Below are 15,306 nucleotides of genomic sequence, written 5' to 3' on the forward strand. Positions count from 1 at the left end.
GTAGAGCACTGGATGGTTGCGGGCTGCGCGAGCGGTACCAATACTAACCAAACTCCGAATACCTAGGAGTACTATCCAGGAGACAGACGGCGGGTGCTAAGGTCCGTCGTCAAAAGGGAAACAGCCCTGACCTACAGCTAAGGTCCCCAAGTCATCACTAAGTGGGAAAGCATGTGGGAATCCCAAAACAGCCAGGAGGTTGGCTTAGAAGCAGCCATCCTTTAAAGAAAGCGTAACAGCTCACTGGTCTAAATAAGGGTTCCTGCGGCGAAAATGTAACGGGGCTAAAGTGATGCACCGAAGCTTAGGGTGTGTAGTTTACTACACGCGGTAGCGGAGCGTTCCGTAAGCCTGTGAAGCGATCTGGTAATGGGTCGTGGAGGTATCGGAAGTGCGAATGCAGACATGAGTAGCGATAAAGAGGGTGAGATGCCCTCTCGCCGAAAGACCAAGGGTTCCTGCTTAAAGCTAATCTGAGCAGGGTGAGCCGGCCCCTAAGACGAGCCCGAAGGGGGTAGTCGATGGGAACCACGTTAATATTCGTGGGCCTGGTGGTAGTGACGGATCCCGTGTGTTGTATGCCCTTATCGGATTGGGTGTGCTTCGAAGGGGTTCCAGGAAATAGCTCCACCGTATAGACCGTACCCGAAACCGACACAGGTGGTCAGGTAGAGTATACCAAGGCGCTTGAGAGAAGTGTCCTGAAGGAACTCGGCAAATTGCCTCCGTACCTTCGGAAGAAGGAGGCCCCACATTTGGGCAACCATTTGTGGGGGGCACAGGCCAGGGGGTAGCGACTGTTTAGCAAAAACACAGGGCTCTGCTAAGTCGGCTTCAAGACGACGTATAGGGCCTGACGCCTGCCCGGTGCCTGAAGGTTAAGTGGAGGGGTGCAAGCTCCGAAACGAAGCCCAGGTAAACGGCGGCCGTAACTATAACGGTCCTAAGGTAGCGAAATTCCTTGTCGGGTAAGTTCCGACCTGCACGAATGGCGTAACGACTTCCCCACTGTCTCCAGGACATGCTCAGCGAAATTGAATTCTCCGTGAAGATGCGGAGTACCCGCGGTTAGACGGAAAGACCCCGTGCACCTTTACTGCAGCTTCAGAGTGGCATTAGGAATTAATTGTGTAGCATAGGTGGGAGGCTTTGAAGCATCGGCGCCAGCTGATGTGGAGCCTACGGTGAAATACCACCCTGTTGATTTCTGATGTCTAACCTCGAACCGTTATCCGGTTCAGGGACCCTCTGTGGCGGGTAGTTTGACTGGGGCGGTCGCCTCCTAAAGAGTAACGGAGGCGTGCGAAGGTTGGCTCAAGACGGTTGGAAACCGTCTGTTAGAGTGCAATGGCATAAGCCAGCCTGACTGCGAGACTGACGAGTCGAGCAGAGACGAAAGTCGGTCATAGTGATCCGGTGGTCCCTCGTGGAAGGGCCATCGCTCAACGGATAAAAGGTACGCCGGGGATAACAGGCTGATGATTCCCAAGAGCTCATATCGACGGAATCGTTTGGCACCTCGATGTCGGCTCATCACATCCTGGGGCTGGAGCAGGTCCCAAGGGTTTGGCTGTTCGCCAATTAAAGTGGTACGTGAGCTGGGTTCAGAACGTCGCGAGACAGTTTGGTCCCTATCTGCCGTGGGCGTCGAAATTTGAGAGGAGTTGACCCTAGTACGAGAGGACCGGGTTGAACATACCTCTGGTGTACCTGTCGTTCCGCCAGGAGCGCAGCAGGGTAGCTATGTATGGACGGGATAACCGCTGAAAGCATCTAAGCGGGAAGCCTCCCTCAAGATAAGATTTCTTAGGACGGTGGTAGACCACCACCTTGATAGACTGGATGTGGAAGCGTGGTAACATGTGGAGCTAACCAGTACTAATTGTCCTATTCGCGCTTGATGAGTCCCACCATCAATGACAGCTCTGCTGATCATTGAGGTTGTTACTCGAAACCTTGGTGCACGCATCGATTTGAAACCCAATTACACCTGCTTCATTGCTTGGTGACCATAGCGTCAGTGACCCACCCGATCCCATCCCGAACTCGGCCGTGAAACCTGACTGCGCCGATGGTACTATTGCTCAAGCACTGGAAGAGTAGGTCGTCGCCAGGCATTGAAGCCGGTGTAGTTGGAAAAACCCATTCACAATGTCAGATACGCAAAACGCGCGTCGCGCTTTACGGCGCGGCGCGTTTTGCTTTTTTGAGGCGTCCGGCCTTTTGGATTGGGACGCCGCGATTGGCGCGGGGTGGAGCAGCCCGGTAGCTCGTCAGGCTCATAACCTGAAGGTCGTTGGTTCAAATCCAACCCCCGCAACCAATCCTATTCGCAAGCCGTCCCAGTGGGGCGGCTTTTTTGCGTTTTGGCTCGCACGGAAACGGCGCCACAAACCCGCGGCGCCCTGTCGTCTTCCGGAACGTCAACCCTTGCGGCTGCTCTCGAACAGGAACCAGGCGCGCTCCTCTGCCTGGTCGGTCCATTCGTCGAGAATGCCGCTGGTGGCATTGTCCTTCGCCTGGTCGACGATCTCCTTGGCCTCGCGCAGCAAGGCGACGAGCTTGAGATTGTCCTCGCGCAACTCGGCCAGCATGTCGGCGGCCGAGACGAAGTCGGCGTCATTGTCCTTGATCGTCTGATGCCGCGAGATGTCGCCGACCGAGCGCAACGTGGTGTTGCCAGTCTTGCGCACGCGCTCGGCGATCACGTCGGTCGTGGCGAGGATCTGTGCGGCCTGATCGTCGAGCATCAGGTGATAATCGCGAAAATGCGGACCGGAAACGTGCCAGTGGAAGTTCTTGGTCTTGAAATATAGCGCGAAGCTGTCCGCCAGGATGCCGTTCAGCGCCTGCGCGACGGTCTTGGTGTCGTTGCGGTTGAGGTCGGTCGGCGTCTTCAGCGCCGCATTCGGATCGGCCATCTTGTTCCCCATCGGTTGGATCGCAGTTGAAACGATCCCTTGCCAGATCGGGTCCGCGCCGGCTTGCGGGAAAATCGGATCAGAATGATCGAGCGGCTAGATCAGCTGCAGCGCGCTCACGCCGAGCACTGCGCCGCCGCCGAGCGCCAGCACGCCCACGCCGACGCGAATGCGGTGCAAGGGAAGCCGCCGCCAGCTCGCCTCGCCCATCAGTGCAGCGATCAGATTGACCGCGAAGGCCGCGACTGTCGCGCCGACCACCGCCGTCCAGGGCGAGGGGCCGCGCGCCGCAAAGGCGAAGGTGAAGAATTGCGTGGTATCGCCGAGCGCGAGGATGAAGATGCCGAGGAACGCGGTCAGCCACGACCCCAGCCGCCATCGCTCGAGCCGATCAGGCGCCTTGAGCCGCCACAGGGCGCCCGATGCGGCGAAGATCAGCGCCAGTGCGATCAGCAACTGCTTGGCATTGGGCGTCAGCATGGGCGCGATCAGCGCGCCGCCGGCACCCGCGATGGCATTGCCCGCGGCATGCGCGAACAGGGCGGCGAGCGCGATCGTGAACGGTTTGCCGTAACGGTCCGCCAGAATCGCCACGAGCCAGGGCGAACGGTCGCCGATCTGCGCCAGCAATGCCGCGACGAAGGCGGGAACCAGCGCTTCCAAACGGGGTCAGCCGGCGATGCGCAGGCTGCAGGCGGCGGCCGCGAACACCGCGCCGCTGCGGGCATCGTCGCCGCATCGCACCGCGTCGCGCAGCAGCGCCAGGCCGCTGCTTACCGCAGGACCGCGCTCGCCGCGCCCAAGCGCTGCTTCGAGTGCATGGACGACCGGCGAGACCGCGCCGAAGCCGTTCGCAGCGGCCAGCCGCCGAATCGCATCGAGATCAGCCGCCAGTTGCGCCGCGTGCACGCGCGCCGCGCCCGCATCGAGCGCATCGATTCGCTGGCTCAGTTGCGCCATCACCGCTTCTTTCGTGCCGTTCGCCATCGCGACCTCCCCGAAATCCGCGTGCAGCGTGCGCCTGTCATGGTTAACGCACCCCTAATCGTGCCCGAGCCTTGACATTGGCGCCCTTGCGGGGCATGCGCCCTTCCCTGACAGCGGCCTGCCAGCGCGCGGCCGCTTTATTGTTTTACGAATTGCAGGAACCGGGCGATGGCCAAGCCGACTACCGTCAAGATCAAGCTCGTCAGCACGGCTGACACTGGCTTCTTCTATGTCACCAAGAAGAACCCGCGCACGCAGACCGAGAAGCTGAGCTTCCGCAAGTACGACCCCGTCGTGCGCAAGCATGTCGAGTTCAAGGAAGCGAAGATCAAGTAAGCTTCGCGGGAGCGAAGGTTACGCCGTTCCCGCGAAAGCGGGGACCCAAGGCCGCGAGCGATCCGCTCCGCGGCCTTTCGCATGTCTAGAGCAGCGCCTGCACCTCTTCCACGAAGCGCATCACCGAGATGGGCTTGGTGACATAGGCATTGGCGCCCGCGGCGCGGATGCGCGCCTCGTCCTCCTGCCCGGCATAGGCGGTCACCGCCATGATCGGCACCGACCGCAGCGCCGGATCGCCCTTCATCCGGCTGATGATGTCGAGACCCGAGATATGGGGCAGCTGGATGTCGGTGATCAACAGATCGGGGTTGAACGCCCGCGCCGTCGCCACCGCCTCGCGCCCGTCACGGACCGGTGAGGTTTCATAGCCATGGGCGCGCAGCAGGTCGCAGAAAAGCTTGAGGTTGAGTTCGTTGTCCTCGACAACCAGCACCCTTTTTGCCACGCGCACCTTTCGATCAACAGGACAGTGACGCTCTAGGCGATGCAGGCGGATGAGACAAATGCGACGCCGATGACCTTGGCGCTGGCTGCGCTGGGCTGGACGGTGTCCGATCCGGTGCGTGCGCGGCGGCTGCTCGACGTCACCGGGCTGGACCCGGACGATCTGCGCGCGCGGGCGAGCGATCCGGCGGTGCTGAGTGCGGTGCTGCGCTTCCTCGAATCGCACGAGCCGGACCTGATCGCGTGCGCCGAGGCGATCGGCTGCAAACCGGCGGCGCTGGTCGCGGCCCACGCTGCGCTGGAGCGCGAATGAAACCGCTGCTGATCACCGATTGCGACGAAGTGCTGCTGCACATGGTGCGGCATTTCGGCGTGTGGCTCGACGAAGCGCACGACATCGAGTTCGATCTGTCAAATCACGACTGGAGCCGCGCGATGCGGCCGCGTGATGAACGCGCCCTGACGCCAGAGGCGATGTGGGGCTATCTCGACGGCTTCTTTCCGGCGGAAATGGCGCGGCAGACGCTGGTGCCGCATGCACGTGAGGCGCTTGCCGCACTGGCCGAGGTCGCGGACATCGTCGTGCTGACCAATTTGCAGGATCATTGCCAGAGCCATCGCGTCGCGCAGCTCGCCGAGCATGGCATCGTCCACCGCGTCGAATGCAACCAGGGCGGCAAGGGGCGGCCGGTCGCCCGACTCGCGCAGGAACATGGTGCGAGCGTCGTGGTATTCGTCGATGACTTGCCGCAGCATCACGAATCGGTCGCGCGCGCCGCGCCACAGGTGCACCGGCTGCACATGGTGTCCGAACCGGCGATGGCACCGCACGTCCCGCCCGCGCCGCACGCGCATGCCCGAATCGACGACTGGCGTGATGCGCGGGCGTGGATCGAGGCGCGCTTTGCCGCCGGTCAGCCTGCCACTGAACTCGAAACCCTGGGAGACTCCTGATGTCCGACGTCCACGCCAAGCTCGCCGAACTCGGTCTGATCCTGCCAGAGGCCGCGGCACCGGTCGCCGCCTATGTTCCCACGGTCGAGGCCGGCGGGCTGCTGCACATTTCCGGGCAGCTGCCGTTCAAGGACGGCGTCGTGATGACCGGTCGCCTCGGCGAGGACCGCGACCTTGCCTACGGCCAGGAGGCGGCACAGCGTTGCGGACTGATGCTCGCCGCGCAGATCGACAAGGCGCTGGGCGGGTTCGATCGCATGGTGCGGATCGTCAAGCTGGGCGTGTTCGTCAACTCGACGCCTGACTTCACCGATCAGCCGCTGGTCGCGAACGGCGCGTCCGAGCTGATGGAGCAGCTGTTCGGCGAAGCCGGGCGCCATGCCCGCAGCGCGGTCGGCGTAACGGTGCTACCGCGCGGCGCGGCGGTCGAGATCGACGCGATCGTCGCGATCCGCTGACCGTCGCAATTGTGACAATGCTGTTGCGCCACCGCAACAGCATTTCAGCTAAAACCATGCCGCAGCGCGAAAGGTAATTGTGCAGCGCAGCGAGTTGGTGCAATTAATCCATATCGACGTGGGACCAGCCGGGCCGGGGCGTTCGCCTTAGAGCCAATCGGCATATCCGTCGCTGCAGGATGGGACCGAAATCGCACGCAAGACGAAAGGGATCCCATGCGTATCACCAAGCTCACCCTCGGCGCGCTCATGCTCGCCGGTACCGCCGCCCCCGCGTTCGCGCAGGAAGCCGAAGCGCCTGCCGATCCGATCACGATCACCGGCAGCGCCACCGTCGTCAGCGACTATCGTTTCCGCGGCTTTTCGCAGTCGAACGAGGAAGCGGCGATCCAGGGCGGCTTCACCGTCGCGCATGACAGCGGCCTGTACATTGGCACCTGGGGCTCGAGCATCGGCTTCAACAACGGCACCGAGATCGACGTGTTCGCCGGTTTCGCCAAGGAAGTCGCGTCGGGCCTGACCGCCGATGTCGGCGCGACGCTGTACCTCTATCCCGGTTCGACCGACACCTCGGTGATCGAGCCCTATTTCGCGCTGACCGGCACCGTCGGTCCGGCGACGATCAAGGGCATGGTTGCCTGGGCGCCCGGCGGCCAGGACTCTCTCGGCGACGCCAGCGCGGTGTACACCTCGGCCGACCTCGCGGTCGCGATCCCCGAGACGCCGCTCAAGCTGAAGGCGCATGTCGGCCATTCGTGGAGCGACAGCTTCCTCGGCGGCTATGACGGCAACGGCAAGGTGCTCGACTATTCGGTCGGCGCGGAAGTCACCTGGAAGGTGCTGACGCTGGGCGTGTCCTATGTGAACACCAACGAGCGCAACCCGTTCAAGGAAGCGTTCGGCGCCGACGGCGCGGTGCTGTTCTCCCTCGGCGCGGCGTTCTAAGCCGGCTGTCAGCGACAAAGACGGGCCGCGAAACTCCGGTTTCGCGGCCCTTTTCTTTGTCGTCGCGGGAAGCGGCGTCCAACTGCAAAAGCCGACGGGCGATGCGGTTCGCACGAGCCGACGGCATTTCGTCCGACCGTTATCAAAGAGCGGCGAACGATGTCCGCCGGGACGGTCAAGCAGGCGAAATCCTACATTGCAACCGCCGCGGCGTCCTTTTTAAGTCAATTCTGCGGGGTCGGCGAGGGGGCCGGCGCCGGGGCGGGGGCGCTGCCCGCGCCGGTCTGCGCGTCGCGGCCGTCGCCCTGCGGTGCGGCGACGATGTCGCGGGTGGTGCTGCCCTTGTCGACGACATTGGTATCGGGGCTGCCTGCCGAGGAGCGGATGCCGGCATCAGCCGCGCTGGCACCACCGGCCGACTGGACCGCGGCCGCTTCCGAAGCGCTGCGCGGGGCCGAGCCGCCGAACAGCGCGTCGAGCGCCTGCTGCGACGGGCCGCCCGAATCCTGCGGACGCGGCGCGCCGGGCTGGGGCGGGCGCAGCGCGAAATCGGGCGGGATCACCAGCGGCGCCTGACGCGCGACGGCGAATTCGTCGGGCCGCTTGCGGTCGAGCAGGCCGCCCTGACAGCCGGCGAGCAGGATCGCCGAGCCGCTCATGGCGGCAATCAGCACAGTCTTACGCATTTGCATTCTCCACAGGGGCAGCTTCCGGCTTTTGCTTCTCACGCACGAACAGCGCCCGGATGAGCAGGATCACGACGCCGATGGTAATCGCAGCATCGGCGACATTGAAGACCAAAAAAGGGCGCCATTCGCCGAAGTGCAGATCGGCATAGTCGACGACATAGCCAAAGCGCATGCGATCGACGATGTTGCCGAGCGCGCCGCCCAGCACGAGGCTGAGCGCGAGCATGTCGTGCCTGTTCTTCTCGCGCACCATCCACCAGGCGACGCCCGCGGCGATCACGCCGGTGAGGCCGACCAGCAGCCAGCGCATCGTCGCGGTTTCGGCGGGCAGCAGGCCCAGCGACACGCCGATATTCTGCACGAAGCGCAGGTCGAAGAACGGCAGCACTTCGCGGACCGCGCCGGGATAGGACAGGCCGAGGCCATCGACGATCCACGCCTTGATCGCCTGATCGGCGATGAAGATCAGCGCGGCGAGCGCGAAACCGAGCGAACGAGTGCGAGTCATGGAATCCATCAAGAAACAACGTCGTCGCAGCGGTGGCACAGCGCGCCGTCGGCTTCAACCTCGGGCAGCAGCCGCCAGCAGCGGCCGCATTTGGCGTGATCGGTGCGGGTGACCGCGACCTCGCCTTCCGCGAGCTTGACGTCGGCGACGATGAACACTTCGGCCAGCTCGGCGGCAGGGCGCAGCATCTCGGGCACGGTGACGTTCGCCTCGAGGCTCGAGCGGATCGTCTTTTCGCGGCGATAGGGCTCGATCGCCTCGGTCACCTTCTCGCGCAGCGCGCGGATATCGGCCCATTCGGTCGAGATCGCGTCGTCGCCGGGCAGTGCCGGCAGCTGCGGCCATTCGAGGAAATGGACCGAGCTGTCCTCGGACGGATAGCGCGCCTGCCACACTTCCTCGGCGGTGAAGGCGAGGATCGGCGCGGCGTAGCGGACCAGCGCGTGGAACAGGATGTCGAGCACCGTGCGGTAGGCGCGGCGCTTGGCGCTGTCCGGCGCGTCGCAATAGAGGCAGTCCTTGCGGATATCGAAGAAGAAGGCCGACAGGTCCTCGTTCATGAAATCGCTGAGCGCGCGGGCATAGCGGTTGAACTCGAACGCCTCCGTCGCCGCCTTCAGCTCGACGTCGAGCGCGCCGAGCTTGTGGAGGACGTACAGCTCGAGCTCGGGCATCTTGCCGACCGCGATCTTCTCGGTATCGCTGAAGCCGTCGAGCGCGCCGAGCAGGTAGCGGAAGGTATTGCGGATCTTGCGATAGGCGTCGCCGGTGCCGCCCAGCACTTCCTTGCCGATGCGGACATCGTCGAAATAGTCGGTCTGCGCGACCCACAGGCGCAGGATGTCGGCGCCGGATTCGTTGATGATCTTGAGCGGATCGACGACATTGCCGAGCGACTTGGACATCTTTCGACCCTGCCCGTCGAGCGCGAAGCCGTGGGTGAGGACGGCGTCATAGGGCGCGCGGCCGCGGGTGCCGGCGCTCTCCAGCAGCGAGGACTGGAACCAGCCGCGATGCTGGTCGGACCCTTCGAGATAGAGGTTGGCGCGCGCGCCCTCGCCATAGCGTTGCTCGACGACGAAGCTGTGCGTCGAGCCGCTGTCGAACCACACGTCGAGGATGTCGTTGACCACCTCATAGTCGGCCAGCGCATAGTCGGGACCGAGCAGCGCTTGATGGTCGGCGCCGAACCACGCATCGGCGCCGCCCTGACGGAAGGCGTCGAGGATGCGCGCATTGACGCCCGCGTCGCGCAGATAATCGCCGCTCTGGCGGTTGACATAGAGCGGGATCGGCACGCCCCAGGCGCGCTGGCGGCTGATCACCCAGTCGGGGCGGCCTTCGACCATCGAGCGGATGCGGTTGATCGACCGCTCGGGCACCCAGCGCGTGCGCTCGATCGCGTCGAGCGCGAGGCCGCGTAGCGTCGGGGCGTTGTGCGGGGCGAGCGGCATGAAGCCCGCAAAATCGGCGGCCCCGGCGGCGGATTCGTCCTCGGCCGCGGCGACGGCGCCGGCGGGGCGGTCCATCGGGATGAACCATTGCGGGGTGCAGCGGAAGATGATCTTGGCCTTGGACCGCCAGCTGTGCGGATAGCTGTGCGCGAAATCGTCCGAGGCGGCGAGCAGGCCGCCCGCTTCGCGCAGGTCCGAGCAGATCGGGCCGTCCGAAGCCACGAACTTCTTGTTGATGACCGAGCCTTGGCCGCCGAGCCACAGCCAGTCGGGGCGGTACATGCCGGCGTCATCGACCGCGAAGACCGGGTCGATGCCATGCGCCTTGCACAGCAGGAAATCGTCCTCGCCATGGTCGGGCGACATATGGACAAGGCCGGTGCCGGCGTCGGTGGTGACGAACTCGCCGGGGAGGAAGGGGCGGGGTTTCGCGAAAAAGCCGCCGAGATGGTGCATCGGGTGGCGGGCGACGGCGCCTTCAAGCGCGCTGCCCTCGTAGTGCCCGAGAATTTCGCTGCTGATCACCGTCGGCCCGGGAATAAATCCCAAGCGTTGAAGCAGCGAAGTGCGCAGAGTGCCTGCGTAGAGAATTGTTAGGGTTTTGCCCCCGACCAAGTCAAAGCGCTCTGCCTGATAAACAATGTCAGGCCCATAGCTCAGCGCTTGGTTCACCGGGATCGTCCACGGTGTGGTCGTCCAGATCACCGCATGCGCGCCGACCAGCTCGGGGGCGTTGGGCGCGTGCGTGATCTCGAACGCGACGTCGATCTGAGTCGATACGACATCCTCATATTCGACCTCGGCCTCGGCCAGAGCGGTCTTTTCGACCGGGGACCACATCACCGGCTTCGCGCCGCGATAGAGCTGGCCGCTCTCCGCGAATTTGAGCAATTCGCCCGCGATCGTCGCCTCGGCGTCGAACTTCATGGTGAGATAGGGATCGTCCCAGTCGCCCATCACGCCCAGCCGCTCGAACTGCTCGCGCTGCACGCCGACCCATTTGGCCGCATAGGCGCGGCATTCGGCGCGGAATTCGGCGGCGGGCACCTCGTCCTTGCTCTGCTTCTTGGCGCGGTAGGCTTCCTCGATCTTCCATTCGATCGGCAGGCCGTGACAGTCCCAGCCGGGCACATAGGGCGCGTCCTTGCCGAGCAGCGACTGCGACCGCACGATGATGTCCTTGAGGATCTTGTTCATCGCATGACCCATGTGAATGTCGCCATTCGCATAGGGCGGGCCGTCATGCAGGATGAAGCGCTCGCGGCCCTTCCGCTGCTCGCGTAGCCGGTCATACACGCCGATCTTCGCCCAGCGTTCGAGGATCGCCGGTTCCTTGGCGGCGAGGCCCGCCTTCATCGGGAAGTCGGTCTTCGGGAGGAAGACGGTGTCGCGGTAGTCGCGCTGGGCGTTGGTGTCGTCGGTCATTTGGCGGCGGGGATTAGCTGGTGTGGGGCGGTGGGGGAAGGTCGATTCGCGCCGGGCGTGGCGGGGACGCGGTTGACGAAGTTGACAGTCCGAGCGGGGTGCCGGGCGGAAGCGACCGCGAAGCGACGGGTTCGGGCCGGGAAAGCGACGTGTTTGCGACGGTGACGCGACACCTGCGCGACGCGGACGCGACAGTCACGCGCCACCGGCGCGACAGGTGCGCGACGGTCATGCGACGGGTTCAGGCGGCTTCGCGACGGGCGCGCGACGCCAGTGCGACAGGGTGGATTTGGGCTGGGCTCCATCGGCTCGACTGGAGCAGACGAAATCCAACATTGGAAGTACTCACGTCGTCACCCCGGCCTTGTGCCGGGGTCCACGGCGCCTCGGTCGATGCCGCGCCGGCTCCTGTTCAACGCGTGCCGCCCGGTGGACCCCGGCACAAGGCCGGGGTGACGGCAAATGGCCTAAACCCGCAACACCGCCCGCGCCGCGTCGCAATCGGCGGCGATCTGGGCCTTGAGCGCGTCGAGCGAGTCGAATTTGGCCTCGTCGCGCAGGAATTCGATCAGCTCGACCTCGATCGTGCGGCCGTAGAGATCGCCGGTGAAGTCGAAGAAATAGGGTTCGAGCAGCTCGACCGGCGGCTCGATCGTCGGGCGGATGCCGAGGCTGGCGACGCCGTCGACGGTCTGGCCCCCATAGGAATTGTTGGCGTGCAGCCGGCCGCGCACGGCATAGATGCCGTAGCGCGGGCGGAGATAATTGCCGAGGCGCAGATTGGCGGTGGGATAGCCGAGCTCGCGCCCGAGTTGCGCGCCGGGTTCGACCGTGCCCTGGATGGTGAACGGGCGGGTGAGCAAGGCGGCGGCGGCGCGCGGCTTGCCGGCCTGAAGCGCCTCGCGGATGCGGCTGGACGAGATCGGACCTTCGCCATCGCTGACCGGGGCGACGGTGTCGGCGGAAAAACCGAGCTCGCCGCCCAGCGCCGCGAGCGCCGTGACATCGCCGCCGCGATCCTTGCCGAAGGTGAAATCGGCGCCGGTGACCACGCCGGCGGCGCCGATCCGCCGGACCAGCCGTTCCGCCGCGAACTCGCGCGCGGTGAGGCTGGCGAGTGCCGAATCGAAGCCGAACACCAGCATCGCGTCGGCGCGGGCCGCTTCGAACAATCGCTGGCGCTGGTCGAGCGTGGTCAGGCGGAAGGGCGGCGTGGCCGGCTGGAAATAGCGCATCGGGTGCGGGTCGAAGGTCGCGACGATCGCAGGCCGGCCCTCGGCATGGGCGCGCGTGACGGCGCGGCTCACCACCGCCTGGTGGCCCGCGTGAAACCCGTCGAAATTACCCAGCGCCACGATCCCGCCGCGAAGTTGCGCCGGAACCTCGGCCGCCCCGTCGAGCCGCTCCATGCGGGCGCCATAGCTGGCGAACCCCTGTGTTTCAAACAGTCGCTGCACGCTTGCGAAGCCATGAGCACAGGCGCATGATCGTGCGGCGTTCCTTAGGGGAGGAAACCAATGCGTACCATCATCGCGCTCGCCGCGCTGACCCTTGCCGCCGCGCCCGCGCTGGCGGAGGACTGGGACTTCGTGCTGATCAACGGCGCGGGCAAGCCGATCAAGACGATCGAACTCGCGCCCGCCGGCAGCGGCAACTGGATCCCCAACAAGGTCGATCCCGAGATGAAGCGCGAAGGCACGACCAAGGCGGGCGGGCGCACCACGGTGCATTTCGACAAGGCCACCGGCCAGTGCCGCTATGACATCAAGGCGACGTTCGAGGACGCGACCAGCCAGATCTGGACCGCGGCGAACATCTGCGACAACAGCTTCATCACGGTGAAGCTGGCGGGCGACAAGGCGACGATCAGCGCGAGCTGAGATTGGTCCATGGTGGGCGCTGACGGGTTCGAACCGCCGACCTACTCGGTGTAAACGAGCCGCTCTACCAGCTGAGCTAAGCGCCCTTCCCTTTGGACGGGAGCTGGCCGATAGCCCGCGGAGCGTTTCGCGTGAAGCCGAAATCGGCTAGCGGGCGCGGATGACCGTCGTCACCCGCTTCGCGCCGAGCCCTACCGGGCGGCTTCATATCGGCAATATCCGCACCGCTCTGCACAACTGGATGTGGGCGAAAAAGGCGGGCGGGACCTTCCTGTTGCGGATCGACGACACCGATGCCGAACGGTCGCGCGAGGAATATGTCGAGTCGATCCGGGCGGACCTTGATTGGCTGGGGCTGACGCCCGCGGGCGAGGCGCGCCAGTCGGCGCGCTTCGGCCTTTATGAAACGCGGTTTGCCGAGCTGGTCGCGGCGGGGCGGGTTTATCCGGCCTATGAGACGCAGCAGGAGCTGGAGCTGCGGCGCAAGGTGCTGCTCGGGCGCGGGCTGCCGCCGGTCTATGACCGCGCGGCGCTGAAGCTGAGCGAGGCCGAGCGCGCGACGCTGGAAGCAGACGGCGTGCGGCCGCACTGGCGGTTCAGGCTGGATCATGCCGCGGCGATCGAATGGACCGATCTGATCCGCGGGCCGCAGAAGTTCGACCCCGGGACGATGAGCGATCCGGTGGTGCGGCGCGCGGACGGGTCGTGGCTGTATCTGCTGCCCTCGGTGATCGACGATATCGACATGGGCATCACGCATGTCGTGCGCGGCGAGGACCATGTCTCGAACACCGCGGCGCAGTTGCAGATGTTCGCGGCGCTGGGGGCCGAGCCGCCGGCATTCGCGCACGAGGCGCTGCTGACCGGGAGCGAGGGCAAATTGTCGAAGCGGCTGGGGTCGCTGGGGGCCGATCATTTCCGCGAGGCGGGGATCGAGCCGCAGGCGATCGTCGCGCTGCTGGCGCGGTTGGGGACGAGCGATCCGGTGGAGCCGCTGGCCGACGCCGCGCCGCTGATCGCGAGCTTCGACTTCGCGCGGTTCGGGCGCGCGCCGGCGCGATTCGACGAGGCCGAGCTGGCGCAGGTCAATGCGCGGATCGTGCACCAGCTTGGGTTCGAGGCGGTGGCGGAGCGGCTGCCGGCGGGAATGGACGCGGCGGGCTGGGACGCGATCCGGCCCAACCTGTCGAGCATCGCCGAGGCAGCGGACTGGTGGCAGGTGGTCGAGGGACCGGTTGTGGCTGCGGCGGATGTCGAGGATGCCGAGTTCCTGCGCGCGGCCGCTGACGTGGCTGCGACGCTCGATTGGGCGGGCGATCCCTGGCACGCGCTGACCAGCGCGCTGAAGGAAAGCACCGGGCGCAAGGGCAAGGCGCTGTTCCTGCCGCTGCGGCGCGCGCTGACCGGGCGCGACCATGGGCCAGACATGGCGGCGCTGCTGCCGCTGATCGGGCGCGAGCGGGCAATCGAGAGACTGGCGCGCGGCGGATAGCGGCGGGCGCGCTTCGCGCGCGCCCACCCCCGCCCCCTCCCTCGCACGGAGGGGAGCCATGCATCGAATCCAGCTTTTCGCGTTGAATGATATGGTGTAACATTACTCTCATCCGGCTCGAACCGGAGCGATAGGAGAGTGCCCATGTACGCCAATCGATATGACCATTCCCGCGCGTCGCGGCCGGTCAGCGCCGGCGCCGCGCTGCTCATCAACGGAGCGCTGATCGCCGGGCTGATGTTCGCCGCGCCCGAGATCATCCCCGACGACAAGCCCGACATCTTCACCGGCACCGCCGTCCCGATCGATCCGCCGCCCGATCCCGAGCCACAGCCGGAAAAAAAGCGGATCGCCAAGACGCCGACCGCCCGGCCGCTCCACCAGCCCGAGCCGCGCGTGCCAACGCCGCCGACCGGGCCGGTGTTGGGTGCGACGCGCGACCCGGTGCCGCCGAGCTATGACCCGCCGGTCGGTCCGAGCGGCGCGGGCACGGTGGTGATCGATCCGCCGCCGCCGCCGGTGCTGGTCGATGCGACGGTCGACTCGCGCTACGCCGGCAGCTTCCAGCCCGACTATCCCGGCCCGGAGCTGCGCCAGGAGAAGGAGGGGCTGGTCAAGGTCCGCGTGCTGATCGGCGTCGATGGCCGGATCAAGGCGATCGAGCAGCTGGCGAGCCCCACGCCCGGTTTCTTCGAGACGACGCGGCGGCACGCGCTGAGCAAATGGCGGTTCAGGCCGGCGACGCGCGACGGCATCCCGGTGGAGAGCTGGAAGGTGATGACCGTGCGGTTCCGGATCACCACCTGACGC

General features: G+C 65.4%; 16 protein-coding genes, 2 tRNA genes and 2 rRNA genes (1 of these 20 only partly in view). 11 read left to right on the forward strand and 9 right to left on the reverse strand.

Annotation, left to right across the window (positions count from 1 at the left end; genetic code table 11):
* From M9978_RS19720 to M9978_RS19730, 3 genes are all read left to right on the forward strand, one after another.
* A 23S ribosomal RNA gene (locus tag M9978_RS19720) occupies positions 1–1,902 on the forward strand (it extends 890 nt beyond the left edge of the window).
* Between the two features lie 99 nt (positions 1,903–2,001).
* A 5S ribosomal RNA gene (rrf, locus tag M9978_RS19725) occupies positions 2,002–2,116 on the forward strand.
* A gap of 130 nt (positions 2,117–2,246) precedes the next feature.
* Positions 2,247–2,323, forward strand: a tRNA-Met gene (locus M9978_RS19730).
* A 100-nt stretch (positions 2,324–2,423) separates the two neighbouring features.
* On the opposite strand, the gene M9978_RS19735 is transcribed toward M9978_RS19730, so the two are convergent.
* The 3 genes from M9978_RS19735 to M9978_RS19745 all read right to left on the reverse strand — a co-directional run bounded on the left by M9978_RS19735 (position 2,424) and on the right by M9978_RS19745 (position 3,908).
* Entirely contained in the window at positions 2,424–2,921 is a 498-nt protein-coding gene (locus M9978_RS19735) for a Dps family protein (protein WP_254296255.1), read from the reverse strand.
* Positions 2,922–3,017: 96 nt separating this feature from the next.
* Positions 3,018–3,584: a TMEM165/GDT1 family protein gene (locus M9978_RS19740; RefSeq protein WP_254296256.1), complete on the reverse strand. Its 567-nt coding sequence runs from the start codon at positions 3,582–3,584 to the stop codon at positions 3,018–3,020.
* Between the two features lie 6 nt (positions 3,585–3,590).
* A complete protein-coding gene (locus M9978_RS19745) occupies positions 3,591–3,908 on the reverse strand; it encodes a hypothetical protein (protein ID WP_254296257.1) in 318 nt (105 codons plus the stop codon).
* A 168-nt stretch (positions 3,909–4,076) separates the two neighbouring features.
* On the opposite strand from M9978_RS19745, the gene rpmG reads away from it, so the two are divergent.
* Positions 4,077–4,244: a 50S ribosomal protein L33 gene (rpmG, locus tag M9978_RS19750; protein WP_066571778.1), complete on the forward strand. Its 168-nt coding sequence runs from the start codon at positions 4,077–4,079 to the stop codon at positions 4,242–4,244.
* An 85-nt stretch (positions 4,245–4,329) separates the two neighbouring features.
* On the opposite strand, the gene M9978_RS19755 is transcribed toward rpmG, so the two are convergent.
* Entirely contained in the window at positions 4,330–4,692 is a 363-nt protein-coding gene (locus M9978_RS19755) for a response regulator (protein WP_254296258.1), read from the reverse strand.
* A 39-nt stretch (positions 4,693–4,731) separates the two neighbouring features.
* Between M9978_RS19755 and M9978_RS19760 the strand changes: the two genes are divergently transcribed.
* From M9978_RS19760 to M9978_RS19775, 4 genes are all read left to right on the forward strand, one after another.
* Positions 4,732–5,004 carry a DUF3572 domain-containing protein gene (locus M9978_RS19760; RefSeq protein WP_254296259.1) on the forward strand — a complete coding sequence of 91 codons (273 nt, stop codon included), beginning with the start codon at positions 4,732–4,734 and terminating at the stop codon, positions 5,002–5,004.
* Positions 5,001–5,645 (forward strand): HAD family hydrolase, encoded by a 645-nt coding sequence (locus tag M9978_RS19765; RefSeq protein WP_254296260.1) that lies wholly within the window; start codon positions 5,001–5,003, stop codon positions 5,643–5,645. The genes M9978_RS19760 and M9978_RS19765 overlap by 4 nt, the downstream gene beginning before the upstream one ends.
* Positions 5,645–6,103 (forward strand): RidA family protein, encoded by a 459-nt coding sequence (locus tag M9978_RS19770; RefSeq protein WP_254296261.1) that lies wholly within the window; start codon positions 5,645–5,647, stop codon positions 6,101–6,103. The genes M9978_RS19765 and M9978_RS19770 overlap by 1 nt, the downstream gene beginning before the upstream one ends.
* Before the next feature lie 216 nt (positions 6,104–6,319).
* Positions 6,320–7,048: a TorF family putative porin gene (locus tag M9978_RS19775; protein WP_254296262.1), complete on the forward strand. Its 729-nt coding sequence runs from the start codon at positions 6,320–6,322 to the stop codon at positions 7,046–7,048.
* A gap of 224 nt (positions 7,049–7,272) precedes the next feature.
* On the opposite strand, the gene M9978_RS19780 is transcribed toward M9978_RS19775, so the two are convergent.
* The 4 genes from M9978_RS19780 to M9978_RS19795 all read right to left on the reverse strand — a co-directional run bounded on the left by M9978_RS19780 (position 7,273) and on the right by M9978_RS19795 (position 12,533).
* A complete protein-coding gene (locus tag M9978_RS19780; protein WP_254296263.1) occupies positions 7,273–7,734 on the reverse strand; it encodes a DUF3035 domain-containing protein in 462 nt (153 codons plus the stop codon).
* Positions 7,727–8,245, reverse strand: a complete 519-nt coding sequence (gene lspA, locus M9978_RS19785; protein WP_254296264.1) for a signal peptidase II — start codon at positions 8,243–8,245, stop codon at positions 7,727–7,729. The genes M9978_RS19780 and lspA overlap by 8 nt, the downstream gene beginning before the upstream one ends.
* An 8-nt stretch (positions 8,246–8,253) precedes the next feature.
* Positions 8,254–11,124, reverse strand: a complete 2,871-nt coding sequence (gene ileS / locus M9978_RS19790; protein WP_254296265.1) for an isoleucine--tRNA ligase — start codon at positions 11,122–11,124, stop codon at positions 8,254–8,256.
* 467 nt (positions 11,125–11,591) lie between these two features.
* On the reverse strand, positions 11,592–12,533 hold the full coding sequence (locus M9978_RS19795) for a bifunctional riboflavin kinase/FAD synthetase (protein WP_254296328.1): 942 nt from the start codon (positions 12,531–12,533) through the stop codon (positions 11,592–11,594).
* A gap of 108 nt (positions 12,534–12,641) precedes the next feature.
* On the opposite strand from M9978_RS19795, the gene M9978_RS19800 reads away from it, so the two are divergent.
* Positions 12,642–13,004: a hypothetical protein gene (locus tag M9978_RS19800; RefSeq protein ID WP_254296266.1), complete on the forward strand. Its 363-nt coding sequence runs from the start codon at positions 12,642–12,644 to the stop codon at positions 13,002–13,004.
* Between the two features lie 10 nt (positions 13,005–13,014).
* On the opposite strand, the gene M9978_RS19805 is transcribed toward M9978_RS19800, so the two are convergent.
* A tRNA-Val gene (locus tag M9978_RS19805) sits at positions 13,015–13,090 on the reverse strand.
* 74 nt (positions 13,091–13,164) lie between these two features.
* On the opposite strand from M9978_RS19805, the gene gltX reads away from it, so the two are divergent.
* Both gltX and M9978_RS19815 read left to right on the forward strand, forming a co-directional pair.
* On the forward strand, positions 13,165–14,496 hold the full coding sequence (gltX, locus tag M9978_RS19810) for a glutamate--tRNA ligase (RefSeq protein WP_254296268.1): 1,332 nt from the start codon (positions 13,165–13,167) through the stop codon (positions 14,494–14,496).
* A 144-nt stretch (positions 14,497–14,640) separates the two neighbouring features.
* A complete protein-coding gene (locus M9978_RS19815; protein ID WP_254296270.1) occupies positions 14,641–15,303 on the forward strand; it encodes an energy transducer TonB in 663 nt (220 codons plus the stop codon).
* Positions 15,304–15,306 lie beyond the last annotated feature (3 nt).

The organism is Sphingomonas tagetis, assembly GCF_024211275.1.
GTDB lineage: Bacteria > Pseudomonadota > Alphaproteobacteria > Sphingomonadales > Sphingomonadaceae > Sphingomonas > Sphingomonas tagetis.